General features: G+C 67.1%; 19 protein-coding genes and 1 pseudogene. 9 read left to right on the top strand and 11 right to left on the bottom strand.

The window, feature by feature from the left end:
- Positions 1-36: 36 nt before the first annotated feature.
- The 3 genes from gorA to ACFOPI_RS12885 form a co-directional block, all read right to left on the bottom strand.
- Positions 37-1,440, bottom strand: a complete 1,404-nt coding sequence (gorA, locus tag ACFOPI_RS12895; RefSeq protein ID WP_382174417.1) for a glutathione-disulfide reductase — start codon at positions 1,438-1,440, stop codon at positions 37-39.
- Positions 1,441-1,511: 71 nt separating this feature from the next.
- Positions 1,512-2,051 (bottom strand): hemerythrin domain-containing protein, encoded by a 540-nt coding sequence (locus ACFOPI_RS12890; RefSeq protein WP_382174415.1) that lies wholly within the window; start codon positions 2,049-2,051, stop codon positions 1,512-1,514.
- A gap of 118 nt (positions 2,052-2,169) precedes the next feature.
- Positions 2,170-3,021: a 3-hydroxybutyryl-CoA dehydrogenase gene (locus ACFOPI_RS12885; protein WP_382174413.1), complete on the bottom strand. Its 852-nt coding sequence runs from the start codon at positions 3,019-3,021 to the stop codon at positions 2,170-2,172.
- Between the two features lie 149 nt (positions 3,022-3,170).
- Between ACFOPI_RS12885 and ACFOPI_RS12880 the strand changes: the two genes are divergently transcribed.
- Together ACFOPI_RS12880 and ACFOPI_RS12875 are read left to right on the top strand one after the other, a co-directional pair.
- Positions 3,171-4,814, top strand: a complete 1,644-nt coding sequence (locus ACFOPI_RS12880) for a GMC family oxidoreductase (protein ID WP_382174411.1) — start codon at positions 3,171-3,173, stop codon at positions 4,812-4,814.
- On the top strand, positions 4,811-5,113 hold the full coding sequence (locus tag ACFOPI_RS12875) for an antibiotic biosynthesis monooxygenase family protein (protein ID WP_382174409.1): 303 nt from the start codon (positions 4,811-4,813) through the stop codon (positions 5,111-5,113). The genes ACFOPI_RS12880 and ACFOPI_RS12875 overlap by 4 nt, the downstream gene beginning before the upstream one ends.
- Positions 5,114-5,122: 9 nt before the next feature.
- Here the strand turns inward: ACFOPI_RS12875 and ACFOPI_RS12870 are convergent, their stop codons facing one another.
- The 5 genes from ACFOPI_RS12870 to ACFOPI_RS12850 all read right to left on the bottom strand — a co-directional run bounded on the left by ACFOPI_RS12870 (position 5,123) and on the right by ACFOPI_RS12850 (position 16,892).
- Positions 5,123-7,279 (bottom strand): S8 family serine peptidase, encoded by a 2,157-nt coding sequence (locus ACFOPI_RS12870; protein WP_382174407.1) that lies wholly within the window; start codon positions 7,277-7,279, stop codon positions 5,123-5,125.
- A 304-nt stretch (positions 7,280-7,583) separates the two neighbouring features.
- Positions 7,584-8,513, bottom strand: a complete 930-nt coding sequence (gene rocF / locus ACFOPI_RS12865; protein WP_382174406.1) for an arginase — start codon at positions 8,511-8,513, stop codon at positions 7,584-7,586.
- 71 nt (positions 8,514-8,584) lie between these two features.
- Positions 8,585-12,616, bottom strand: coding sequence for a PAS domain S-box protein (locus ACFOPI_RS12860; protein ID WP_382174404.1), 4,032 nt, complete (start codon positions 12,614-12,616; stop codon positions 8,585-8,587).
- A gap of 71 nt (positions 12,617-12,687) precedes the next feature.
- Positions 12,688-15,981, bottom strand: a complete 3,294-nt coding sequence (gene icmF, locus ACFOPI_RS12855; RefSeq protein ID WP_382174402.1) for a fused isobutyryl-CoA mutase/GTPase IcmF — start codon at positions 15,979-15,981, stop codon at positions 12,688-12,690.
- 38 nt (positions 15,982-16,019) lie between these two features.
- Positions 16,020-16,892, bottom strand: a complete 873-nt coding sequence (locus tag ACFOPI_RS12850) for a PPK2 family polyphosphate kinase (RefSeq protein ID WP_382174400.1) — start codon at positions 16,890-16,892, stop codon at positions 16,020-16,022.
- Between the two features lie 134 nt (positions 16,893-17,026).
- Between ACFOPI_RS12850 and ACFOPI_RS12845 the strand changes: the two genes are divergently transcribed.
- The 4 genes and pseudogenes from ACFOPI_RS12845 to cqsA all read left to right on the top strand — a co-directional run bounded on the left by ACFOPI_RS12845 (position 17,027) and on the right by cqsA (position 19,815).
- Positions 17,027-17,272 carry a metal-sensitive transcriptional regulator gene (locus ACFOPI_RS12845; protein WP_066153800.1) on the top strand — a complete coding sequence of 82 codons (246 nt, stop codon included), beginning with the start codon at positions 17,027-17,029 and terminating at the stop codon, positions 17,270-17,272.
- 22 nt (positions 17,273-17,294) lie between these two features.
- A pseudogene (locus tag ACFOPI_RS12840) lies at positions 17,295-17,975 on the top strand (MBL fold metallo-hydrolase); the annotation flags it as partial.
- A gap of 24 nt (positions 17,976-17,999) precedes the next feature.
- Complete coding sequence (locus ACFOPI_RS12835; protein ID WP_382174951.1) at positions 18,000-18,410, top strand: rhodanese-like domain-containing protein; 411 nt, start codon at positions 18,000-18,002, stop codon at positions 18,408-18,410.
- 160 nt (positions 18,411-18,570) lie between these two features.
- Positions 18,571-19,815: an alpha-hydroxyketone-type quorum-sensing autoinducer synthase gene (gene cqsA / locus ACFOPI_RS12830; protein ID WP_382174398.1), complete on the top strand. Its 1,245-nt coding sequence runs from the start codon at positions 18,571-18,573 to the stop codon at positions 19,813-19,815.
- Here cqsA and ACFOPI_RS12825 read toward each other — a convergent pair.
- Entirely contained in the window at positions 19,803-20,789 is a 987-nt protein-coding gene (locus ACFOPI_RS12825) for a response regulator (RefSeq protein WP_382174396.1), read from the bottom strand. The genes cqsA and ACFOPI_RS12825 overlap by 13 nt on opposite strands.
- A gap of 3 nt (positions 20,790-20,792) precedes the next feature.
- The gene (locus ACFOPI_RS12820) at positions 20,793-22,031 is read right to left on the bottom strand and encodes a sensor histidine kinase (RefSeq protein ID WP_382174394.1); all 1,239 of its coding nucleotides are present in this window, start codon (positions 22,029-22,031) and stop codon (positions 20,793-20,795) included.
- A gap of 183 nt (positions 22,032-22,214) precedes the next feature.
- On the opposite strand from ACFOPI_RS12820, the gene ACFOPI_RS12815 reads away from it, so the two are divergent.
- Together ACFOPI_RS12815 and ACFOPI_RS12810 are read left to right on the top strand one after the other, a co-directional pair.
- Positions 22,215-22,886 (top strand): helix-turn-helix transcriptional regulator, encoded by a 672-nt coding sequence (locus tag ACFOPI_RS12815; RefSeq protein WP_066153788.1) that lies wholly within the window; start codon positions 22,215-22,217, stop codon positions 22,884-22,886.
- Positions 22,887-22,958: 72 nt separating this feature from the next.
- Positions 22,959-23,723, top strand: a complete 765-nt coding sequence (locus tag ACFOPI_RS12810; RefSeq protein ID WP_382174392.1) for a type III pantothenate kinase — start codon at positions 22,959-22,961, stop codon at positions 23,721-23,723.
- Here the strand turns inward: ACFOPI_RS12810 and ACFOPI_RS12805 are convergent.
- On the bottom strand, positions 23,720-25,243 hold the full coding sequence (locus ACFOPI_RS12805) for a wax ester/triacylglycerol synthase family O-acyltransferase (RefSeq protein ID WP_382174390.1): 1,524 nt from the start codon (positions 25,241-25,243) through the stop codon (positions 23,720-23,722). The two genes, ACFOPI_RS12810 and ACFOPI_RS12805, sit on opposite strands and share 4 nt — an antisense overlap.
- 141 nt (positions 25,244-25,384) lie before the next feature.
- On the opposite strand from ACFOPI_RS12805, the gene ACFOPI_RS12800 reads away from it, so the two are divergent.
- Entirely contained in the window at positions 25,385-25,639 is a 255-nt protein-coding gene (locus ACFOPI_RS12800) for an acyl-CoA-binding protein (protein WP_382174389.1), read from the top strand.
- The last annotated feature ends 11 nt before the right edge of the window (positions 25,640-25,650 follow it).

Genomic DNA, 25,650 nt, shown 5'->3' with positions numbered 1-25,650 from the left:
GGCAGCGACCCGCGCAGCGGCGGAGTGCGGGGGCCTTTATCCCTTGACCGGTTCGCGCATGGTCACGAACTCTTCGGCTGCCGTCGGGTGGATGCCGATGGTGCTGTCGAACACCGCCTTGGTGGCGCCGGCCTTCATCGCCACCGCAAAGCCCTGCACGATCTCGCCGGCCTCGGCACCCACCATGTGCAGGCCGACCACGCGGTCGCTGGCTGTGTCCACGATCAGCTTCATCAGCGTGCGCTCGCTGCTGCCCGAGAGCGTGTGTTTCAGCGCCTTGAACTCGCTGCGGAAGACGGTGATGGCGCCGAACTTCTCGCGCGCCTGCGCCTCGCTGTAGCCCACGGTGCCAATGCTCGGGTGGGTGAACACGGCGGTCGGGATGAACTCGTAGCCCATGCTGCGCGGCGCCTTGCCGGCCGCGGGGCCGAACAGCTGATCCACCACCACCATGGCCTCTCCCAGCGCCACGGGCGTGAGCTGCACCCGGTTGGTGACGTCGCCCACGGCCCAGATGTGGGGCACATTGGTGCGGTAGCGTTCGTCCACCAGCACCTCGCCCTGCGCGCCCTGGGCGACACCCAGTGCTTCGAGCCCCAGGCCTTGAACATTGGGCTTGCGGCCGGTGGCATAGAGCACCGCGTCGGCCATGACCACGTTGCCGTCCTCCAGCTCGGCGCGCAGGCCTTCTGCGGTCTTGCGGATGTCCACTACGCCGGCGTTCAGGCGCAGGTCGACGCCGGACTTCTGCATTTCGCCGGCCACGAAGTGGCGGATCTCGTCGTCGAAGCCGCGCAGCACCTGCTCGCCGCGGTAGAGCTGCGTGACCTGGGCGCCCAGGCCATTGAAGATGGACGCGAACTCGCAGGCGATGTAGCCGCCGCCCACCACCAGCAGGCGATGCGGGAAGGGTTCGAGGTCAAACACCTCGTTGGAGGTGATGACGTGCTCGCGTCCGGTGAAATGCGGCACGAAGGGCGTGCCACCGGTGGCCACCAGGATGTTTGCGGCCGTGAAGGCCTGGTGGCCGGGCGATCCGTCGGCGTTGAGCGTGGACACGGTCAGGGCGTGTGGACCGTCGATGCGCGCAAATCCGTTGATGACCGTCACACCGGAGCCGCGCAGCAGGTTGGCGTAGACGCCGTTGAGGCGCGATATCTCTTTCGCGCGGTTGGCCTTGAGCGTCGCCCAGTTCAGGACGGGTTTCGCGCCTTCCCAGCCGAAGCCGTGCGACTCCTCGAAGGCGTCGTGGTAGTGCGCCGCGTAGCTGTAGAGCTTCTTGGGGATGCAGCCCACGTTGACGCAGGTGCCGCCCAAGCCGTCGGTTCCCAGGGTCTCGGCCAGTGCGACGCGGGCGCCGCGCCCGGCGGCCATGCGCGCGGCGCGCACACCGCCGCTGCCGCCACCGATGACAAAGAGGTCGAAGTCGAATGAACTCATGGCTTCAGGTGCAGGACAGGAAGCCTTTCAGTGTACGGGGACGCTCCTTGGCACCTACTGTGCAGGGGCTCTCAGGCGAGGGCGCGCACCTCGTCCTGGGCCATCACGCGCCGCCGCGCCATCTCGCGGCCCATGCCGATGGTGTCGATGCCGGCCAACCGCTTCCTGGCCTCGGGATAGGCCAGCGACTCCTCCAGCAGGATGTGGTCTAGGTACAGGGCCTCGAACACCTCCAGCGCGTGCCGCAACTCCGCGGGGTCGAACCAGAGATTGCCGTTGGTCGCAGCCTCCAGCGAGGGCGCGATCTGGATCCAGTTCTCTTCCAGCCAGCCGTGGTCCTGGATCAGGTGCTCGGCCGCCTGCACGACCTCGGCGTCCTGGCTGGCCAGCAGGGAGGGAAAGATGTGCTTCTCTTCGTCCAGGTGGTGCTGGCGCGCTTCGGTGTTGAAGTAGTTCAGCACGCGGCGGGCCAGCGCCCGGTTGGCTGCGTTCAGTCCCTCGGACTCGATGGCCTCCACCAGCCCGTGCAGTTGCCGCACATGGTCCTGGATGTCCTGGTGGGTGCTGTCGAGGAATTCGAAGATTGCGATGGAGACGGGGGCTGCGCTCATGGGAGACTCCTTTAACATGCAATCAATTCTGGAGACACCGCGGCAGCGCCCATTGATCTGCCTCAAAAAGAAAGCCCGCCAAAGCGGGCTTCCGATGAAGTGCGATATGGCGCGGAGGTCAGTACGTGTACACACCCTTGCCGGTCTTGCGGCCCAGCCAGCCGGCCGCAACCATCTCCTTAAGCAGCGGGGCGGGGCGGTACTTGCTGTCGTTGAACTCGGCCATGTAGACGTTCATGACGGCCAGGCACACGTCCAGGCCGATCATGTCGGCCAGGGCCAGCGGGCCGATGGGCTGGTTGGTGCCCAGCTTCATGCCGGCATCGATGTCTTCCGGCGTGGCCACACCCTCGGCCAGCACGAAGAAGGCCTCGTTGATCATGGGCACCAGGATGCGGTTGACCACGAAACCGGGCGCGTTCTTCACTGTGATCGGCGTCTTGCCCAGGGCCTCGGCCAAGGCCTTGACGGCGTCGTGCGTGGTGTCGCTGGTCTGCAGGCCGCGGATGATCTCCACCAGCGCCATCATGGGCACCGGGTTGAAGAAGTGCATGCCGATGAATTTGTCCGAGCGCTTCGTCGCGGCGGCCAGCTTGGTGATCGAGATCGAGCTCGTGTTGGTGGCGACGATCACCTCGGGCGCCAGGATGTCGTCGAGCTGCTGCAGGATCTTGACCTTCAGGCCTTCGTTTTCGGTCGCGGCCTCGATCACGAGCTGCGCGCCCTTGAGGTCGTCGTAGCTGGTGGAGCCCTTGATGAGCGCCAGCGCGGCGGCCTTGCCCTCGGCGGTGAGCTTTTCCTTCTTGATCAGGCGGTCCAGGCTGCCGGCCACGGTGGCCAGGCCCTTGTCCACCGCGGCCTGGGCCACGTCGACCATGACGACGCGGATGCCGCTGACGGCGCAGGCCTGCGCGATGCCGTTGCCCATGGTGCCGGCGCCGATGATGCCGACGGTCTGGATGCTGCTCATGAGGGAATCACTCCTGGAAGATGAGGGTAAAGACGGAGGCGCTCTAGGCGGGCCAGCCTACTGCGGCGCAGGGCCCTGTGCTACCTTGCCCCGCATTGTCGCGCAGCGTCTTGCACCGGCTTGACAGGCGCGCGACGCCAGGAGTCAACATGTTCGATTACATCGTCGTGGGCGGCGGGTCCGCGGGCAGCGTGCTGGCCGGCCGCCTGAGCGAGGATCCCGCCGTTCGCGTCGCCCTGCTCGAAGCCGGTCCGCCGGACCGCAGTGTGCTCATCCACTGCCCGGCGGGGCTGGCGGTGATGGCCAAGTACCAGCTCAACGGCTGGGACTATTCGACCGTGCCGCAGCCGGGCCTGCACGGCCGCAGGGGCTACCAGCCGCGCGGCAAGGTGCTGGGTGGCTCCAGCTCCATCAACGCCATGATCTACGCGCGCGGCCACGCGCAGGACTACGACGCCTGGGCGGCCGAGGGCAACCCGGGATGGTCGTTCAGCGAGGTGCTGCCGTATTTCAAGCGCGCCGAACACAACGAACGCGGCGCCGACGACTGGCATGGCAGCGGTGGCCCGCTGAACGTGATGGACCTGCGCTCACCCAACCCGGTGCTGCCCGACTTCATCGAAGCGGGTCGCCAGGCGGGCTACCCCGTCAACACCGACTTCAATGGCGCCGAGCAGGAGGGCGTGGGTGTCTATCAGGTGACCCACAAAAACGGCGAGCGCTTCAGCGCCGCCAAGGCCTACCTCACGCCGAATCTGGGTCGCCCCAACCTGCGGGTGATCACGAACGCGCTGACCACGCGCGTGATGACCGAGCGACGCGATGGCCGCCCCGTGGCCGTGGGCGTCGAGTACCGCCCCGAGGGCGGCCGTGGAGCTCTGCAGACGCTGAGCCTCAACCCGGGCGGCGAGGTGCTGTTGAGCGCCGGCGCCTTTGGCTCGCCGCAACTGCTGATGCTCTCGGGCATCGGACCGGCGTCGCAGCTGTCGGAACACGGCATTGCCACGGTGCACGAACTGCCCGGAGTGGGCCGCAACCTGCACGACCACCCGGACGTGGTGATGGTGGTCAACGCCCCCAGGTTGACCGACCTGTTTGGCATCTCGCCGCGCGGGGTGATGAACATGGCGCGGGGCATTTTCGAATGGCGGGGCCGGCGCAGCGGCATGCTCACCACCAACTTTGCAGAAGCCGGCGGCTTCATCAAGAGTGCACCCGAGGAAGCGATCCCCGACCTGCAGCTGCACTTCGTGGTGGGCAAGCTGGTGGACCACGGCCGCAAGACCGTGCTGGGCCATGGCTATTCCTGTCACGTCTGCCTGCTGCGACCGAAGAGCCGGGGCACGCTGCGCCTGGCCAGCAGCGACCCGCAGGTGGCACCGCTGATCGACCCGGCCTTCCTGCAGGACCCGGACGATGTGGCGCGGCTGGTGCTCGGCTTCAAGCGCATGCGGACGCTGCTGCAGCAGCCGGCCCTGGCGCGCCACGGCGGCATCGAATCGGCCGCCTCGCGCGATGCGCAGAGCGACGCGCAGATCGAGCAGTTCATCCGCCAACACGCCGACACCATCTACCACCCGGTCGGCACCTGCCGCATGGGGCCGGACCCGGCCGCTGGTGCGGTGGTGGATGCGCGGCTGAAGGTGCACGGCGTGGACGGGCTGCGCGTGGTCGACGCATCGGTGATGCCCAGCGTGGTGGGCGGCAACACCAACGCCCCGGTGATCATGATGGGTGAGAAGGCGGTGGCTATGATTCGCCTGGACCGATCCACCACGAGCACCACGCCATGATCCTCGAACACGCCGACATCCGCATCGACCCCGCCAAAGCCGCCGACTTCGAAGCCGCCATCCTGCGCGGCGCCAGCACCGTCATTGCGATGGCCAAGGGCTTCCAGGGCTTCAAGGTCAATCGCAGCATCGAAAGCCCGGGCCGCTACATCCTGATGATCTACTGGGACACGCTGGAGGACCACACGGTGGGTTTCCGCCAGTCGCCGGCGTTTGCCGAATGGCGCAGCATCGTCGGTCCCTTCTTCCTGCAGCCGCCGGTGGTCGAGCACCTGGAGCTGGTCGGCAAGTCGGAATGAGGCACGCGGCTACTGGCGGCGGAAGTTCGCTGCAACCGTGGTCGCCGCCCTCACCGTGACGGTACAGGGCCTGGTTCCGCGGCAGGCCCCCGCCCAGCCCACAAAGTTCGAGCCCGCCGCTGGCGTGGCGCTGAGCACCACGGTGGTGCCGCTGAGCAATGTCTGTTTGCAGGAGTTGGCGCACACCTGACTCGCGGGGGCGATGGCGACCATGCCGCTGCCGCTGCCGGCGCGCACATAGCTCAGGACATAGGGGATCTTCTCGAAGACGGCTCCGACGGTGACGTCGGCCGATAGTTTCACCTTGCAGGTCCCGACGCCACGACAGGCACCGGTCCAGCCCATGAACCTTGATCCGCTGGAGGCCTTGGCCGTCAGGGTGATGGTGCTGGCCACCGGTTGCAGCGTGACGCATGCAGAACCGCAGGCGATGCCGCCTGGTTTGCCTGTGACGACTCCCGAGCCATTGCCTGCGCGTCCTATGGACAGGGTGTGTCGCGTTGCACTGAACGTTGCGACGACGCTGCGGGCACCCACCATGCTCACGACACAGCTGCCAGTGCCGGCGCAGGCGCCGCTCCAGCCCGCAAAGCGCGCGTAGGGGCCGGGGGTGGCGGTGAGCGACACCGTGCTGCCCCCCATGTAGGTCGCACTGCAGACGCTGCCGCATGAGATGCCCCCCGATGAGGCGGTGACGCTGCCCATCGCGTTGCCGCTGCGGGACACAGACAGGGTGTACGAGCCAGCCTGGAACTGGGCGTCTACCTGCCTGGCTTCGCTCATGCTCAGGGTGCATGCACCACTTCCGCTGCAGGCCCCAGACCACCCGCCAAAGATGGATCCGGCAGAGGGCGTGGCGATGAGGGTCACGGTGGTGTTGTCGGCGAAAGTCTCGCTGCAGTCGCCACCGCACAGCACGCCCGCAGGCGAGGATGACACGATGCCGGCTCCGGTGCCGCTGCGCGTGATCGTCAGCGTGCGGGGTGTGGCGGTGAGGGCGCCGGTTTGTAGCCGCTTGAGACCCGAAACGGTGCCCCCGGGTCGGGTGTCGCTCACAGTCAGTCCTTGGATCTTGAGCAGGTTCAGCCCATCGGCAACAGAAATGGCGGGCTGAAGCTGCCGCAGTTGGGCCCAGGCACCCGCCACATGGGGTGCAGCCATCGAGGTGCCGTTGTACAGGGCATACCCCCCGCCAGGCACCGACGAGCGGATGTAGCTGCCCGGCGCCACCAGCGACACGAAGGAGGCGACGTTCGAATACGACGCGATGCCGCCGACCCCCGTGCCACACGCACTGCCGTCAGGTCCCGCGTCGCAGTGGGCGGCCACGCTGATCGCACTTGAAATACAGGCCGGCGCGGACATGGCGCTCTTGTAGCCACTGTTGCCGCTGGCAATGACCGTCGCGACGCCGGCTGCGCGCAGGTTGTCGATGGCCGCCTTCAGGGCCACATGCTGTGTGTCACAGGTGCTGTTGTACTGGCCAGCCCCGAGACTCATGTTGACAGCGGCGATATTGAGACTGTCCTTGAGCAGATAGACCCGTTCCAGCGCCTTGATCTGGTCGCTGGTGTAGGACATCACCGCGTTGGAGGCAGGGAAGAAGCTGAACACCTGGATCGAGAGCAGATTGGCGCCCGGCGCCACCCCTCTGCCACCTGCTGCATCGCTGCGTCCGGCCACGATGCCTGCCACGTGGGTGCCGTGGCTGCAGCCGTTGATAGAGGTGGCGCAGTGCACGCCCGCACCCGCCGAGGTGCTTGCCGGGACGCCGCCAGGACACAGCGACTTCGATTGCGTGGTGGTGGACGAGTAGCAGGCCTCGGACACCACCGCACCCGCCAGCATGGGGTGGGACTTGTCGACACCAGTGTCCAGCACAGCCACGGTCTGGCCTGCGCCCGTGACGCCCGTGGCCCATGCCGTGGGGGCGCCAATCATGGCCGTGCTCTCGGCCAGGGCCAGCGGCATCGCCACATCTTCCTCGATCGAGGTGACCAGAGGCGACGCCATCAGGCGCGCCAGCGTGTTGGCATCCACCTCGGCTGCGAGGTGGGGTTGCAAACTGAAGGTGCTGAGGATTTTGGCGTTGGTGCCACGGAAGTAGTTGGCTTCCAGGGCCTTCTGCGCCTGCGCCACACGCAGCCGCTTGCTGGTAGTGGGCAAAGCTGACGTGGCTTCGGACCTGGGTGTGCTGACTTTGAGACCGATGATGACCCTTGCCTGGCCCTGTGTTGCCGTTAGGGCCGCAAGCCGGTCAAGCTGCTCCGAGGGTTGGGGTTGCGCGTGCAGTGAGCCCATGCCCAGGACACCAGCCAGCAACGCACCACCCACGCGAACAGACATTCGCCAAACCATGAAAGACCTATGACCGCCACGGTCCTCCGTTAGGGGGGTACAAGCCGGGCTGATCTTGCTCTATCGGCTTTCGGAGCCAGAACTTGAGGCTGGTGCTGTTCGGCTCGGTAGTTCAGGTTTGCGTGGAGGTCTTTCTCATCAGCGTGGACTTGCCGAACAGGCTCTCGATCAGGTCCACCGCCAGCTCGGCGGTGCGGTTTCGCACATCGAGCGCCGGGTTGAGTTCCATCACGTCCAGCGAGGCCAGGCGCCCCGTGTCGGCGATCATCTCCATGCACAGCTGGGCCTCGCGGTAGGTGGGGCCGCCGGGCACCGTGGTGCCCACGCCGGGCGCGATTTCCGGGTCCAGGAAGTCCACGTCGAAGCTCACATGCAGGTGTGTGTTCTCGTCCAGCCCCATCAGCGCTTGCTCCATGGTGTGGCGCATGCCCATCTCGTCGATGTAGCGCATGTCGAACACCTCCAGTCCCACCTCGTGCACGAGGCGCTTCTCGCCCGGGTCCACGCTGCGGATGCCGATCTGCCGCACCACGCTCGCGTCGATGGCCGGGGTGTGGCCGCCGATGCCGGTCAGCTCGGCCGGGCCGTGGCCGCACAGGCAGGCCACCGGCATGCCGTGGACGTTGCCGCTGGGGGTGAGTTCGGCGGTGTTGAAGTCGGCGTGCGCATCCAGCCAGAGCACTCGAAGCTGCTTGCCTGTTTCGCGGCAGTGGCGGGCCACCGCACTGATGGAACCCATGCCCAGGCAGTGGTCGCCACCCAGCACGATGGGCAGGCGGCCCCGGGCGAGTTCGGCGTGCACCGCGTCGTGCAGCGCGGTGTTCCAGGCGACCACCTCGCCCAGGTGCCGGTAGCCGTTGACCGGCGGTTGCCAGGGGTTGGCGGGGCCGCTGAGGTTGCCGCGGTCGATCACCTCCAGCCCATGGCTTTCGAGCACAGGCTGGAGGCCGGCCACACGCAGTGCCTCGGGCCCCATGGAAGCGCCGCGCGCGCCGGCGCCGATGTCGGTGGGAACGCCGATGAGGCTGACAGGGAGGGTCATGGTGATTTCGCTGGTGGAAGACGTGACAGTGTAGGAACGGTGGCGGGAAGTCCAACCAGACTTTCCCGCACTCACGCCCGGGGCAGCTCGATCTCGAAGCGCGCGCCCTGGCCGGGGGCGCTCTCGGCACGGATCGTCCCGCCCATGCGCTCCACGGCCTTGAGCACCAGGGCCAGCCCGATGCCGGTGCCCGGAATCTGGTCCTGACGGTGCAGGCGCTGGAACATGCCGAAGATGCGGTCGTGGTGCTTCATGTCGAAACCGATGCCCTGGTCGGTCACGCTCAGCAGCACCCGGTCGCCGCGGGTCTGCGCTTCGATGCGGATGCGCGGCGCCTGGCCCGCCGGCGTGAACTTCAGGGCGTTGTCGATGAGGTTGCGCAGCACAATGGCCAGGCCCTTGGCGTCGGCCTGCACCTGCAGGCTGTCGGGCACTGGTATCTCCAGCACGCCCTGACGGGTTTCGAGCTCGTCGCGGAACGGCGCCGTCACATCTCGCACGCAAGCGGCGAGGCCCACCGGCCCGATCTGCTCCGTCATCTGCTGCAGCCGCGAGTAGGCCAGCAGGTCGCTGACCAGGCGCGACATGTGCAGCGTCGCACGCTGGATGCGGCGCAGGTAGTCGCGGCCCTGCTCGTCCAGCTGCTGCGCGTGCTCCTCCAGCAGCAAGGCGCTGAACCCCTCGATGCCACGCAGCGGTGTGCGCAGGTCGTGCGAGGCCGAATAGGTGAAGGACTCCAGCTCGCGGTTGACGACCTGCAGCCGCTGCACGCTGTCGTGCAGCTGTTGCGTGCGTTCCTGCACCTTCTGTTCGAGCTGCTCGGCCAGCTCACGCATCCGGGCCTGGGCACGGCTGCGTTCCTGCAGGTTGACCAGCATCTGCGCGAACAGCTTGAGGAGCGTGATTTCTTCCTCTGCATAGACGTGGTCGCTGCGGACCGAGTCCAGTCCCACGTAGCCATGGCAGCCTTCCTGTCCGGTCAGGGGCAGGGTCATGAGGCTGCGGATGCCCTGGGCCTTGACGATGTCCTTGAGCGGGCCTTCGGGCATGGCCTGCACGTCGGGCAGGTACACCATCTCGCCCCGCTGGTGCGCGGCCACCCAGTCTTCGTCCCAGTCCATCGGCAGGTTCTGCAGCCGGGCCTGCTCGGAGGCAATGCCTTCGGCGCACCACTCGTGGGTGTTGGAACTGGTGCGGGCCTTGAAGTCGTAGTCGAACAGGTAGGCGCGGTCGGCGGCCACGAAGCTGCCCAGATCGCCCAGCGCTTCCAGGATCGCCTGGTCCATCTGCTGCAGGGGCAGGTTGATGAAGCGGCTGGCCAGGCGGAACAGCAGCAGCACAAAGTCGTTCATGTGCTCCCGCTCCCGCTGGACCTGCTGCTGCTCGGTGATGTCGCGCACCAGGAACATGCACTGGTCACCGCCTGGAAGCCAGGCCAGGCGGGCGTTGAAGTAGTGGGGGCCATCGGCCATCTCGATGCTGTAGCCCAGCTCCTGCAGTCCGTCGCTGCGGGCCCTGTCCATGGCCGCATGCAGGCTGGCTGACAGCGGCGCGGGCATGACCTCGCGGATGGTGCGTCCCAGGAACTCCTCGGGCCGGCGATAGAGCTGTTCGGAGCCCGCCTGGTAGAACACGAAGCGCGCCTGTTCGTCCACCACAAACAGCATGTCCTTGAGCACGTCGAAGACCTGCTTGAGGGTGGCGTCGCGCTCGCGTGCGGTGGCCTCGGCCTCCCGCAGATCGGTCACGTCCAGGCAGGAGCCGACGTAGCCGACGAAACGCTGGTCGGCGTCGTAGCGGGGTCGGGCCTGTTCGTGCACCCAACGGAACTCGCCGTCGTGGCGGCGCAGGCGGTACTCCATGCTGTAGGGCCGGCGCGCATCAAAGTTCTCGTTGAAGATCTTCTCGCAGCGGTCCTGGTCCTGCGGATGCAGGTCTTCCAGCCAGAAGGTGTCGCATTCGGTGGCCAGGTCGCGGCCGGTGAAGTCGAGCCAGGCCTGGTTGAGCCAGTCCGGGTGCTTCTGGTCGTCCACGGTCCAGGCCAGGCCGGCCGAGGCATTGGCCACGGTGTCCAGGTGTTTGAGGGTCTGTCGCTGTGCTTCTTCCAGCGCCTTGCGGTCGGTGATCTCGAAGGTCGTTCCCGCCATGTAGGTCACGCGGCCCATGGCGTTGCGCAGGCCGCTACCCCGGGTGTCGAACCAGCGCACCCGGCCCTGGGCGTCGAAGGCGCGGAACTCGATGCGGAAATCGGCCTCGCCCCGGAGGAAACGGCGCAGGGCCTCGCGCACGCGGCGGCGGTCCTCCGGATGGATCAGCCCTGAGACGACCTGCTCCATCTGCTCTTGCGCAGGAGGCTGGTACCCAAGGTTCAGGAAGAACTCTTCGCTGGGCAGGATGAGGTCGCGCAGGAAGTCGCGTTCCCACACCTGCCCGTGCGAGGCGGCCAGCCGGAAGCGCTGCTCGTTGCGCTTGAGCGCCCGCTGGTCCCTCTCCAGCTGGGTGACGTCGCGGAACATCAGCAACAGGCAGTCGCCGCCGTCCCGCTGCACCCGTTCGGCGCTGTAGCGCACATGGATCAGCTGGCCGTCGCCGCGGTGGCTGCTGCCCTCGACATCGCGCACCTTCTCGCCATGCTCCAGCGCATCGATCAGGCTCTGGTGGCGGATGGCGGTGTTCCAAAGCCCCAGGCCGGCCGAGGGCTGGCCGATCAGCTGTTCGCGCGACCGTCCGAACAGCTCGCAGAAAGTGTCGTTGACCAGCAGCAGGCGGCCGCTGTGCCACTCGCTGAGCGACATGGCCTCGGGCGCGGCCTGGAAGGCGGTCTCGAAGAGCTGCTGTGCGGAGTGCCGCAAGGCTTCTGCTTCGTGGCGCTCGGTGATGTCGCGGGTGATGACCAGGACGGTGGGGGCTTCGCCGGCCGACGCCGGTTCCAGCCGGGCCTGGGATTCCCAGTGTCGCATGCCCCTGGGGCTCAGTTGGCTGAAGTAGAGGGTTTCGGCATTCCCGGTGGCGAACACCCTTTGCAGGCAGTCGGTCCACTGTGCTTCGTTGTCGGGCGAGGCGCGCAGGGCGCTGATGGGGTGGCCGATCAGTGCTTCGGGTTTCAACCCGATCGCCGCCTCGATGGCCGGGTTGGCGTACAGCACGCGACAGGCGTTGTCATAACGCACGACCACATCGGGCATGTGGTCGGTCAGGGTCTGCAGGTGGTGCTCGCTGCGGGCCAGTGCGCGCATCGAGCGGTGCAGGCGCCACGCACCGTGGGCCATGGCCGCAGCCACCAGCAGGGTGAGGCCCCAGGCCAGCGGCAGCAGCGTCCTCCAGCCGGTCAGCACGCTGTCGACCGACAGGGCGTACACCACGACCAGGCGGTCGGCTTCGCCGCCGAGGCGTTGGTAACCCACGATGCGCTCCACCCCGTCGATCATGGCCTCGGCCTGGAACACCCCGGCGGCCTGGTGGTCCAGCGCGGTGGCGAGGTGGCCGCGGAAGCTGCGCCCCTGTTCCTCGGCCACCAGCGGGTGGCGCACCAGCACGGTGGTCGCCCCGTCGGGCTCCAGTCGGAACAGGCTCATGCTGCCGCCCTCGGGCAGGCCTTCGGATTCGAAGCGCGCCAGGACGGCGTCGCGGGGCAGCCACAGCTCGTAGGTTGCACGGGCACCGGGCCCTGGCTGGCGCCACAGGAACGGCAGCACCCAGCGCCCGTCTTCCTCGCGGGCGAGTTCCGGCATCCACGTCCGTTCGGGAATGGCGCTGGCCTGTTCGCCTGGGGGCAGGCGGTGCAGTTCGAACGGCAGGCTCAGCGAGTCCACCAACAGACGGTGGTCGCCCAGCAGGTGGGGCGGCTGCAGTCCGGGTGAGAAGTGGCTGACTTCGATGGCAGCACGACCCAGACGGAGCGACTGGTCGAGTTCCGCGGCCAGTCGCCGGACCTCACGCTGCGCCCGGGCCTGCGCGAGGTCCAGGGCCGCGTCCCGCTGGGCCAGCAGCAAAACGGTGGCCAGCGCAACCAGCAGGCCGATGGACACGAGCACCAGAGACACCAGCCCCCAAGGTCTGGTGTCGCCGCGGAACGGGGTGATGGGCTCGCCGGGTGAGGCCATGAAAGGATGGTTGCTGTGTGTGAGCCCATGTGGGCCACAGAGAGTCTAGCAACCCGGACCCGGGTGGGGGATCACATGTTCCGGCGGTACTGCCCCCCCACCTCGAACAGCGCGCTGGTGATCTGGCCCAGGCTGCAGCAGCGCACCGCGTCCATCAGCACCTCGAACACGTTGCGGTTCTCGATCACGGCCTGCTTCAGGCGCGCCAGCTGAGCCGGGGCCTCGGCAGCGTGGCGGGCGTGGAAGTCGGCCAGGCGCTGCAGCTGGCTCTGCTTTTCCTCTTCGGTCGAGCGCGCGAGTTCGATGGACTCGGGCACCGGGTCGCCCTTGGGATTGCGGAAGGTGTTGACACCGATGATGGGGTACTCGCCGGTGTGCTTGAGCATCTCGTAGTGCATGCTCTCTTCCTGGATCTTGCTGCGCTGGTAGCCGGTCTCCATCGCGCCCAGCACGCCGCCGCGCTCGGCGATCTTCTCGAACTCGGCCAGCACGGCTTCTTCCACCAGCTCGGTCAGCTCGTCGATGATGAAGGCACCCTGGTTGGGGTTCTCGTTCTTGGCCAGGCCCCACTCGCGGTTGATGATCAGCTGGATCGCCATGGCGCGGCGCACGGAGTCTTCGGTGGGCGTGGTGATCGCCTCGTCGAAGGCGTTGGTGTGCAGCGAGTTGCAGTTGTCGTAGATCGCGATCAGCGCCTGCAGGGTGGTGCGGATGTCGTTGAACTGGATCTCCTGCGCGTGCAGGCTGCGGCCGCTGGTCTGGATGTGGTACTTGAGCTTCTGGCTGCGTTCGTTGGCGCCGTACTTCTCCTTCATCGCCACGGCCCAGATACGGCGCGCCACGCGGCCCAGCACGGTGTACTCCGGGTCCATGCCGTTGCTGAAGAAGAAGCTCAGGTTGGGCGCGAAGTCGTCGATGTGCATGCCGCGCGCCAGGTACGCCTCCACAAACGTGAAGCCGTTGGACAGCGTGAAGGCGAGCTGGCTGATCGGATTCGCACCTGCCTCGGCGATGTGGTAACCCGAGATCGACACCGAGTAGAAGTTGCGCACGTCGTGGTGCACGAAGTACTCGGCGATGTCGCCCATGACCTTCAGGCTGAACTCGGTGGAGAAGATGCAGGTGTTCTGGCCCTGGTCTTCCTTGAGGATGTCGGCCTGCACCGTGCCGCGCACATTGGCCAGCACCCATTCGCGGATCTTGGCGGCCTCGGTGTCGGTCGGCTCGCGGCCGTTCTCGGCCTTGAACTTTTCCAGGTTCTGGTCGATGGCGGTGTTCATGAACATCGCCAGGATCGAAGGCGCCGGACCGTTGATGGTCATGGACACCGAGGTGGTGGGGCTGCACAGGTCGAAGCCCGAGTACAGCACCTTCATGTCGTCCAGCGTCGCCACGTTCACGCCGCTGTTGCCGATCTTTCCGTAGATGTCCGGCCGCAGGTCGGGGTCGTTGCCGTAGAGCGTGACCGAGTCGAAGGCGGTGGACAGGCGCTTGGCCGGCATGCCTTCGCTCACCAGCTTGAAACGGCGGTTGGTGCGGAACGGGTCGCCCTCGCCGGCGAACATGCGGGTCGGGTCCTCGCCCTCGCGCTTGAAGGCGAAGGTGCCCGAGGTGTAGGGGAAGCTGCCCGGCACGTTGTCCAGCATCAGCCACTTGAGGATCTCGCCGTGGTCCTCGTACTGCGGCAGCGCGACCTTGCGGATGGTGGTGCCGGACAGCGATTTCGTGGTCAGCGCGGTGCGGATTTCCTTGTCGCGGATCTTCACCACGTACTCGTCGCCCGCGTAGGCCTTCTGCATGTCGGGCCACTGGGCCAGCAGCTTGCGCGCGGCCGGGTCCTGCTGCAGCTCGCGCACCTGCGCCAGGTCGATGGCGGCTTCGGACGCCTTGGGGCGGTTGGGTTTGTCCACCGCCAGCATGGCGGCGGCGGCGCGCAGCTGCTGGATCTCGCGGGCCAGTTTCGCCTGCTCGCGCGCCTTCTTCTTGTAGCCGCGCACGGTGTCCGAAATCTCGGCCAGGTAGCGCGTGCGCGCCGGTGGAACGATAGGGGTCTGGTTGGTGCTGTGGCGCACGTTCACCAGCGGCAGTTGGCCGTCGGACAGCTTCAGGCCCTTCTCGATCAGCCGCGCCTTGAGCGCCTGGTACAGCGCGGTCACGCCGTCGTCGTTGAAGCGCGCGGCCATGGTGCCGAACACCGGCATCTGGTCGGGCATGACGGTGAAGGCCTCGCGGTTGCGCTGCACCTGCTTGGCCACGTCGCGCAGCGCGTCGGCCGCGCCCTTGCGGTCGAACTTGTTGATCGCCACGAACTCGGCGAAGTCCAGCATGTCGATCTTTTCCAGCTGGCTGGCGGCGCCGAACTCAGGCGTCATCACGTACATCGGGATGTCGACGTGCGGCACGATGGCGGCGTCGCCCTGGCCGATGCCCGAGGTCTCGACGATGATCAGGTCGAAGCCCGCCACCTTGCAGGCCGCCACCACGTCGGGCAGGGCGGCGCTGATCTCGCTGCTGGTGTCGCGGGTGGCGAGACTGCGCATGTAGATGCGCTGGCCCTTCTGCCAGGGCGTGATCGCATTCATGCGGATGCGGTCGCCGAGCAAAGCGCCGCCACTCTTGCGGCGGGATGGATCGATCGAGATCACGGCCACGCGCAGCGCGTCGTCCTGGTCCAGGCGGATGCGGCGGATCAGCTCGTCCGTGAGCGAGGACTTGCCGGCGCCGCCGGTGCCGGTGATGCCCAGCACAGGCACGGTCTTGCCGGCGGCGGCCTGGCGCACGGCCTCGACCATCGATACATCGGCCTTGCCGTTTTCCAGCGCCGTGATCAGCTGCGCCAGCGCGCGCCAGTTCATCTCGCCATGGCCTTGGATCGCTTCCAGCGTCTTGGGCGCATACGAACTGATGTCGCGGTCGCAACGCATCACCATCTCGCCGATCATCCCCTGCAGGCCCATCTTCTGGCCGTCTTCCGGGCTGTAGATGCGGCCGACGCCGTAGCTGTGCAGTTCGCGGATCTCGGCCGGCACGATCACGCCGCCACCGCCGCCGAACACCTGGATGTGTTCACCGCCGCGCTGGCGCAGCAGGTCCACCATGTACTTGAAGTACTCGACGTGGCCGCCCTGGTAGGAACTGATGGCGATGCCCTGCACGTCTTCCTGCAGGGCCGCGGTCACCACGTCGTCCACCGAGCGGTTGTGGCCCAGGTGGATCACCTCGGCGCCCATGCCCTGCAGGATGCGCCGCATGATGTTGATGGCGGCGTCGTGGCCGTCGAACAGGCTGGCAGCGGTGACGAAGCGCACCTTGTTCGTGGGACGGTAGTTGGCCAGGGCCTTGAAGTCGGCGGACAGGTCGGTCATGGGGGGTCTCTCTCGGGTGGGCTTGTCGGGATGAGTGGTCATTCGACCCGCAGCCCCTGGAGGGCCGGGTCTTCGGGCGGGAAGCGCAGGTCCAGCGCCTGGAGGGTGTCGCGCACGATGGTCGCGATCATCAGGTTGCGGTGCGTCTTGGAGTTGGCGGGCACCACGGTCCAGGGCGCCCAGGCGGTCGAGGTGGTTTCCAGCAGGTCCTCGTAGGCCTGCTGGTACCGGGGCCACTGTTTGCGCACCTCCAGGTCGCCGAGGCTGAACTTCCAGTGTTTGGTGACGTCGTCCACCCGTTCCTGCAGGCGCTCGCGCTGCTCGTCGAAGCCGATGTGCAGCATGAACTTCAGGACCACGGTGCCGGTCTCGGCCAGCAGGCGTTCAAAGTCGTTGATGTGCTGGTAGCGCTGCTTGGTCTGCTCCGGCGTGATCCAGCCGTTGACCACCGGCACCAGCACGTCTTCGTAGTGGCTGCGGTTGAACACGGTGATGTGGCCGGCGGCCGGTACCTGCTGGTGGATGCGCCAGAGGTAGTCGTGCGCGCGCTCGGGTTCGGTGGGTGCCTTCCAGCCCACGGTGTGCACGCCCAGCGGGCTGGTCTGGCCGAACACGCCGCGGATGGTGCCGTCCTTGCCCGAGGTGTCGGTGCCTTGCAGGATCACCAGCAGCTTGTGGCGGCCATCGGCGTAGAACAGGTTCTGCAGCTCGTCGATCTCGCGCGCCAGGGCCTGCACCCGTGCCTGGTCCTCGGCCTTGCTGCCCTTGGAAAAGGGCTTGTCTCCGGGGTCAAAGTCCTTCAACCGTACCTGCCGCAGGGCGGGCCCGATCTGCCACCGGGCCCAGGCGCTGCCCGCCGGTGCGTGCAGTGCCGGGAAAACCGCCTGGTTCATGCCGTTCTGGGTACTCATGAGGGTGTTTGCGGGTTGGTTGACGTTTACGTAAACGTAAATTCGAATGGTAACGCAGGCGGACCGGATTCACCATGGGGGAAGCCCGCCCGAGCCTAGAATCTTGCGGCCACCGCCTGGAGAGAAAGAGACCGATGCCCACCGTCCACGACCCCGAACGCAAACGTGCCCTGGTGTTGCGCCTCAAACGCGTCGAGGGGCAGCTGCGCGGCATCCAGAAGCTGCTGGAATCCGACGCCGACTGCGAGACGGTGGCCCAGCAGCTGTCGGCCGCACGCAAGGCCCTGGACAAGAGCTTCTTCGCCATGGTCGGCTGCGTGATCGCCCAGGGCGACGTGCCGCCCGACGACGTGGCCGACATGCTGGCCCGTTTTTCCTGACCCCCGTCCTTCAGGTCCTGCCATGAAACCCATCCAGCTGTTCGACCCGGCGTCGAGCACCTACACCTACCTGCTGTTCGATCAGACCACGCGCGAGGCCGTGATCATCGACCCGGTGGACGAGCAGATCGAGCGCGACCTGGGCGTGCTGCGCGAATACGGGCTGCGCCTCGTCTGGGCGCTGGAGACCCATGCGCACGCTGACCACATCACCAGCGCTGGCAAGCTGGCCGAGTTGGCGGGCGCCAGAACGGCGGCGCCGGCGGGCTGCGGCATCGGCACCGCGGGCCGGCAGTTGCAGGATGGGGATGAGCTTGAATTCGGTGGCGAGCGCCTGCGCGCTCTCCACACGCCGGGTCACACGGCCGGCAGCATGAGCTACCTCTGGCGAGACCACGTCTTCACCGGCGATGCGCTGTTGATCGGTGGCTGCGGCCGCACCGACTTCCAGTCGGGTAGCGCGGTCGACCTCTATCGCAGCCTCACGCAGGTGCTGTTTGCGCTGCCCGATGACACCATCGTCTGGCCCGGGCACGACTACCAGGGCCGCACCTCGTCCACCATCGGCCACGAGAAGACCGGCAACCCGCGCGTGGCCGGCAAGACCGAGGCCGAGTTCGTGGCCATCATGGACGGCCTGAACCTGCCCCGGCCGCGCCGCATCGACGAGGCCGTGCCCGCCAACCTGACGTCTGGGCTGCGCCACGACGCCGACGGCGTGCAGCTGATGCAGCCGCGCGAAGGGCAGGGCGGCTACGCGGGCGACGTGTCGCCCCAGCTGGCCTGGCAGTGGGTGCAGCAGGGCGAGGCGGTGCTGGTCGACGTGCGCACCGATGCGGAGCGCGAATGGGTGGGTTTTGTGCCCGGCGCGCTGCCGGTGGCCTGGAAGCAGTGGCCGGGCATGGCGATGAACGCCGGGTTCGACGAGGCCGTGCGCGCCGCCGCCGACGGCGGGCGCAAGCTGGTGCTGCTGTGCCGCAGCGGTGTGCGCTCGGTGGCGGCCGCGCGGCGCGCCACCGAATTGGGCCTGGAGGCCTACAACATTCTTGAGGGTTTCGAGGGCGATCCCGATGGCCATGGTCAGCGTGGCCGAAAGGGAGGCTGGCGGTACCACGGACTGCCCTGGCGCCAGAACTGAGCCGGGTCGACCGTTGCTGTCCGCAGGCGCGCCGCTTATCGGAAAGACAGCGTCAGACTTGAGAAGAAAGCGTAACCACCCCTGCTAGAGCTGACAGGTAGGGGGGCATTTTCATCCTACAAGTTTTTTCAATGGGTTCTTCTTTTTACAGGAGCATCCCATGGAACTGCTGGACCACGCCCTTGAAACGCAACGCCCCTCCCCTCGTCTGACGGCCGCGCTGGAGGCGCGGATCCAGAAGGATTTCCTGCCCCGCTGGAACGACCTGTGGCAGGGTCGGTTTGCGGTGCAGGGTGCTCGCCCCGGCCCCAATTCGGTGCGCCTGGACGGCAACGATTACCTGTCGGTGTCCGGCCATCCGGACATCGTCCGCGCTCAGGTGGAGGCGCTGACCCGCAGCGGCAGTTTCGCCGTGCAGTCCGGGGTGTTCATGCACGACGAACACCCGACGCGCAACCTCGAACTCAAGCTCGCCCACTGGGTGGGCAAGGAGGACGGGTTCGTGTGCCAGTCCGGCTACGCGGCCAATGTCGGCCTGATCCAGTCGGTGGCCAATCCGGAGACGCCGGTGTACCTGGACGGGCAGGCCCACGCCTCGTTGTGGGAAGGTGCCCACGCGGCTCGCGCGCCTTCACAGGTGTTCCGGCACAACGACCCCCAGCATCTGGACAAACTCATGAGCCGGCACGGTCCAGGGCTGGTGGCGGTGGACTCGGTCTACAGCACCACCGGCGCGGTGTGTCCGCTGCATGAGATGCTGGAGGTGGTGGAGCGGCATGGCTCGATGATCCTGGTCGACGAGTCGCATTCGCTGGGCACCCACGGTCCCTCGGGTGCCGGTCTGTGCGCCCAGCTGGGGGTCACGGACCGGGTGCACTTCATCTCCGCGAGCCTGGCCAAGGCGATGGCGGGGCGGGCCGGCTTCTTCACCGCGCCGGACCGCCTGCGCTACCACATCCTCACGTCGAGTTTCCCCAACATCTTCAGCTCCTGCGTGTTGCCGCACGAGGCCGCTGGCCTCGCGGCGACGGTGGACGTGCTGCAGAAGGCCGACGCCGCGCGAGAGAACCTGCGTCGGGTGACCCGGCGCATCCGCAGCGCGTTGACCGAGATGGGGTATCCGATCGACCAGGGCACCGAGCAGATCATCGCGCTCGAAGCAGGGCCGGAGCCCGCCACCATCCAGGTGCGCGACGAGCTGGATGCGCTGGGGGTGCACACCGCGTTCTTTGGTGCCCCTGCCACCAGCCGCAACCGGTCATTGGCGCGCATGACCCTGCACTCAGCGCTGACCGAGGCGGAACTCGAGCACGTCGAGTCGGCTGCGCGCCTGGTCGCCGACCGGGTCCGGCCCTGGGAATGGGCCGCCGCCCGCCGCCAGCGCGCTGGCGCTCAGCTGTCCTGAATGGTCCGCACGCCCTGCATGTCCAGGAAGTTGCGGTACGGGTAGATCGGCAGCGGCAGGTCGGTCTCCGCCAGCGGGAACAGGGCGCCGATGAGCTGGCCATCGTCGCCCACTGCAAAGGCTTTCTCGGTCCGGATCGGTCCGCGCAGGCCCAGCTGCTGGTGCAGCTCGACCGCCGGCAGCCGCAGCCCTTTCTGGATGGCCTGCACCACGTCGAACCCCAGTCCCGCCGAACGGGCCAGATCGGCCACGTCCTTCAGGCCGGAGGCTGGCTCCAGCTGCAGCCATTCGCAGAGCCCGTCCGGGGTGAGGCCCAGCATGCCGAACGGCTCATCGAGCACGACGTACTCGACCCAGTTCGAACGGGCCCGGGTCAGCAGCGCCTCCATGATCGAAGGCACCTCCAGCAGCGCCTGGTGGTGGGACTGCATGGCCGTGCGCCAGACGGTGTTTAGCCGCGGGTGGGCGCGGCGGGCCAGCTTGACCAGTGTAGTCATCAGGCGTCCGGCGATGTCGGCCGTCTGCTTGGGGATGAACTGGTCGATCAGACCGTTGTTGAAGGCCTTGATGGCGATCTGCTCGTCGGCCTGTCCGGTCAGCAGGATGCGCGAGCCCGGCCAGTCCACCAGGGTTTCGAGCACCTTCAGGCCATCGATACCGGGCATCGCGAAGTCCACCACACAGGTCTGTGCCAGCTGGTAGCGCGCCGGGTTGGAGCCCCAGTAGCGCAGCACCTGCGGCAGCAGATGGTGGCCGTGACGCCAGCGGTCGATCATCTGCAGGTGGTGCCCCGCGTCGGCCTCCCAGCGCGCCGGCTCGTCGTTCATCCGGGCGATGAAGGCCGCCGGTCGGGAAAACAGTTCGACCTGCAGAAAGCTGGGCACGACCATGCCCAGCATCTCCAGATAGTCGATGTCGTCGTCCAGAAAGATCAGGCTTCCCGAACGGTGGTACAGCGGAAAGTTGAAGGCCATGGCTCAGTGTGTACTCGTGGGCGGGATGAAGGGGGCACGCTCGTCCCGCAGGGGCAGCACGATCGTGAACGAGGCGCCGTGACCGGGTTGGGACTGGAGGAGCAGGCGACCGTCCGATGCCTCCACCACGTTCTTGCAGAACGTCAGTCCCAGTCCGTTGCCGACACTGCTCTGCAGGGAGAAAAAGGGCTCGAAGATGCGGTGTTGCTTCTGCAGCGGAATGCCGGTGCCCTTGTCGGTCACCACGATCCTGCCCAGTCCGTCCTTGACCGTCACCTGCACGCGCAGGTCGCCCGGCTTGGGAGCGTCTCCGGATGCGGCCAACGCATGCATCGCATTTTTGATCAGGTTGACCAGTACCTGTGAAAACTGGGCGCGAGACCCCAGGAAACCGAAGTCCTCTTCCAGGGCCAACTCCACGCATTCGCGCTCGCGCGGGGAGCGGAAGGGGTACTGGCCGAGCACGTCCTGTACCAGTTCGAACGCCGTGAGATGGGTGGTGGGCCGCGGCAGCCTCAACAGTTGGGCGTTGGAGATCTGGGTGTCGATCTGCCGGTTCATGCTGCGCACCAGGTTCTGCAGCCGTTGCGCCAGTTCCTCCAGCTTCTTGCGTTTGGGTTCGGGCACGTCGTGCTGGGCCAGGCCCCGCACCACATCGCCGACCAGGTTCACCGTGGCCAGCGGTGTGCGCAACTCGTGCGCCATCACGCCCATGGTGCTGAGCGTATTGATCAGCCGGACCCGGCGCAGGTTGGCGCCCGACATGCCCAGCATCAGGCTCATGACCAGGGCAAAGGCGATCAGGGTGAGGTTCTCGGGCTCGATGCCGACCCAGGTCTGCTGCGTGCCTGTGAGCAGGAACAGGCCTGCGGCCACTGCGAACCCGGTGATGCAGCCCAGCGACGCCAGGCGCCAGTCGGTGATGTGGAAATAGATCAGGATCATGCTGCACACACTGGCCAGCCAGACCTTGTTGCCCTCGTTCATCAGGAACATCCACCCGAAGAACAGCGGCAGCTGCAGCCAGAAGATCAGTCCGTACACCCAGACGCTTGTCTTGGACTGCAGATCCCGGTTCACGCGCGGATGCAGCAGCAGCAGCCCGGTCAGGGCCAGCACCACCCGCACTGCAAACAGTTCGTAGGGCTGCGGCAGCGCCTGGCCCCACAGCCACCCGAAGATGAAGTGCCCGCCAAAGGTGAAGACGCCCAGCCACTGGAGGCGGGTCGTCGAAGGATGCAAAATAGGCTCTAGAGGTGCGTGGACAATTTCGTCCACCACCCAGCGCCAGAACCTCAGCCTGGCGTTGTGAACCCTGAGACGGTCCCACTGCAACATGTATTCCTTCCAGCGTCGACCGACGTTGCCAGCCCGTGGTCTTCAGGCGGACTGGTCCATTGTCCCGGCAACGGGGCGTCGCCCGTCATGACCCTTCCTGTCAACTTTGACAGCGTGGGCGTGGACGCCATTTTGGCCGATTGGGTTCGTGCCTTGCGCGACTCCGGGGTCGAGGCGGTGCTGGTGATGGGCCCCAACCCGATGGGAGGGCGGGACGAGCGTGAGGTGCTCGCGGTGCATCCACCGCGCCTGCTCGGTGCCGCGGAAGCCCTGGCCGCCAGCACCGACTTTGGTGCCAGCTGGCGCGACAGCGATGCGCCCCTGGTGGCCTGGCAGGACATTTCCAAGGCGGCCTATGCCGAGCCTTCCAGCCGGTGGCGCCGGCTCTGGCTGGCCCATGGGCACCAGACCTTGGTGCGTGTGGCCTTCAGCCTGCCGGCGGGGCGCGCGTTCGAGTGCTTCATGTTCAGCCCCCGGGCCTTCGCTGATCGCTCGGAAGCGGCGGCGCTGGCCTGGTCGGCCTACAACATCTGGCCGATGCTGCGCCGTGCCATCGCCGAGCAGCGGGTCACACTCAGCCCCCGCGAGCAAGAGAGCCTGAACTACGCCTTCGAAGGCCTGACCGCGCGCGAAACCGCGCAACGCATGGACTGCTCGGAGCGGACCGTCAACTACCACCTGGCCAATGCCATGGCCAAACTCAAGACCGACAACAAGCTCTCTGCGGTGCAGCGGGCCTGCTGGATCGGGTTGATCTGACGCCGGTGTGGCCGCGATGAGGATGCTGCATCGCCGCAAAGTGCCCGCCGGGCCTTGTTCATAATCTTCCGCATGACCTTACTGGCGCTCGATGTTGGCAACACGCGATTGAAATGGGCGCTGTACGACGCCCCCCGTGTGGGAGGGCGCCTGTTGGCGCATGGTGCGCAGTTTCTGGAGAACATCGAGAAACTGGCCGAGGGCGACTGGAGCGGCTTGCCCGCGCCCACCCGGGTGCTGGGCTGCATCGTGGCGGGCGACGCCGTGAAGCGGCGGGTCGAGGAACAGCTCGAACAGTGGGACGTGACGCCCCAGTGGGTGGTTTCCAGTGCGGCGGAGGCGGGTCTGAGCAACGGTTACGACCACCCGGCCCGCCTGGGTTCCGACCGCTGGGTTGCGATGATCGGCGCGCGCCAGCGCCTGCTGCAGCAGGGGCCGGCCAGGCCCTGCGTCGTGGTCATGGTCGGCACCGCAGTGACCGTGGAGGCGATCGATTCGGCTGGCCGCTTTCTGGGCGGCATCATCCTGCCGGGTCACGGCATCATGCTCCGCGCGCTGGAGTCCGGCACCGCCGGGCTGCATGTGCCCACTGGCGAGGTGCGCGACTTTCCGACCAACACCAGCGACGCGCTCACCAGCGGCGGCACCTTTGCCATTGCCGGCGCGGTGCAGCGCATGTGGGACAACCTGCGCAGCCACTGCGGGGAAGATCCGATCTGCTACATGACCGGCGGCGCGGGCTGGAAGATGGCGCCCAGCATGTCCACCCCTTGTGAGCTGGTAGATAGCCTCATTTTCGACGGCCTGCTCGAGATCGCCCACAAGAGATTCGATTAGGCCTCTCCCCAGGGCAGCATCAAGGTCACAGCCAGGAGTTGCGCGAACTCCGGTTCGAAAGCGTCGATGATGCGCTGCGGGTCGGGGCAGAGCGCGCTGTCGGCGATCACGCCGAACTGCACGCCGCCGCCGTAGCTCAGGATCGAGACACCCAGGCCGACGGTACCGGTCTGCGGTACCCAGAACATGGTCTGCTCCAGCGTCGCGCCACAGAACTTGAGTTTTTCACCGGGGCCGGGCACGTTGGTCATGACGGCAGTGGTCTTGCGACCGAACAGGCTGAGCATGGCGTCCTGTGCCGGCTTGATGAGCAGCCCCGCGACCGACAGCAGGCCGAAAGTCAGCAGCGGCTGCAGGCTGCCTTTGAGCGCGTTCATGCGCGCGCGCACCGCGTACACGCGCTCGATCGGGTTGGCGATGCCCACCGGCAGCACCAGCGGGATCAGGCCGAAGCGGTTGCCCAGTTTCCAGGCCTCTTCCATCGGGCGCAGGTTGATCGGCACCATGGCGCGGATCTCCTGGCCCACCGGGTCGTCGCCGTGCTGGCGCAGGTAGCCGGCGATGGCGCCGGCCACGCAGCTCAGCAGCACGTCGTTGACCGAGCAGTTGAGCGCCTTGCCGATGGCTTTGACCTCGGTCAGCGGGATGGGCTGGCACCAGGCCACCCGCTTCTCGCCTTTGGGCGCGCCCTTGAGCCGCGTGGGCGAGTCGTCGGGCATGAGGGCCAGTGCCGCCAGATCGCTGGCGAGCTGGCCACCGAGGCGCGCCACCTCCATGGCCTGGTCCAGCGTTTCGCCAAGCCCTTGCTGTGGCGCCGCCAGCATCGACAGCGATTTCGCTGCCCCGCCACCCGCGGCGTCCAGCGCCCGTGCCGCGATGTCGCCGAACGGCCGGATCAGCGTGTCGGCCACCCAGTCCTCGGCCGCTTCCAGACCCTGCTTGCGTGCCCTGGCATTTCGCTTCGGAGGTTCGGTGCCGCCGTCGACCAGGCTCATCATCACGCTGATCAGCGCGATGCCGTCGGCGATGCAGTGGTGGATGCGCGCGATCAGCGCCGAGCCACCCTGGTAGTCCTCGATCAGCTCGAACTGCCACAGCGGATGCGCGGGGTCCAGCGGCAACATGGCGAGCGCGCCGGCGCGCGCCTGCAGCGCCGCCTGGGCGTCCTGGCCGCGGCGGCGGGCCAGGGTGTGTGTGACCACGTGGCGGTCGAGCGAGAAGTCGGGGTCATCGCGCCAGTGGGCACCGGCGGCGTCCTGCTGGGCGGTCTGCCGGAAGCGCCGGTAGCCCAGCAGCTTGTCCTGCACCCTCTGCGCCAGCGCCTCGCGTGTGATGCCCGGGCGCAGGATCCAGACGCCCACGATCATCATCAGGTTGGTGTCCGAGTCCATGCGCAGCCAGGCGGTGTCCACCTTGCTCATGCGCTCGCCTTCCAGGCCCAGGACGCCGGCCACCGACTGCAGGGCGCTGCGCCCCTCGGATGCGGATGTCGGCGTGCCTTTGCGGATGCGCGTGACCATGGTGTCTCCTGCGTGGCCCCGGGGTTGGGGGCTGGTTGTGATTGGGTGGCGGCGTCTATTCTGGGGGCAGACGCAACCGTAAGATACCGGGCCTCCCCTAGCCCGGGTCCGGGCCACCCCCCCTCACACACGGAGACCTTCATGTCCGACCTCAAGTCCCGCTTCGATGCCGCCGTTGCCCAGTCCAAGAACCTCAGCGAGCGCCCCGACAACGCCACGCTGCTCAAGATCTACGGCCTGTACAAGCAGGGCACGGTGGGCGACAACACCGAGAAGAAGCCCGGCTTCGGTGACATGGTCGGTCGCGCCAAGTGGGACGCCTGGAACGGCCTGAAGGGCACGTCCCAGGACGCTGCACAGCAGCAGTACATCGACCTGATCGCGTCCTTGAGCTGATGCCCCACGCG

This window comes from Hydrogenophaga luteola, assembly GCF_042648585.1.
Classification (GTDB): Bacteria; Pseudomonadota; Gammaproteobacteria; order Burkholderiales; family Burkholderiaceae_C; genus Hydrogenophaga; species Hydrogenophaga luteola.
The sequence above is the reverse complement of the archived record's forward strand: the minus strand, read 5'-3'. Positions and strand labels throughout refer to the sequence as shown.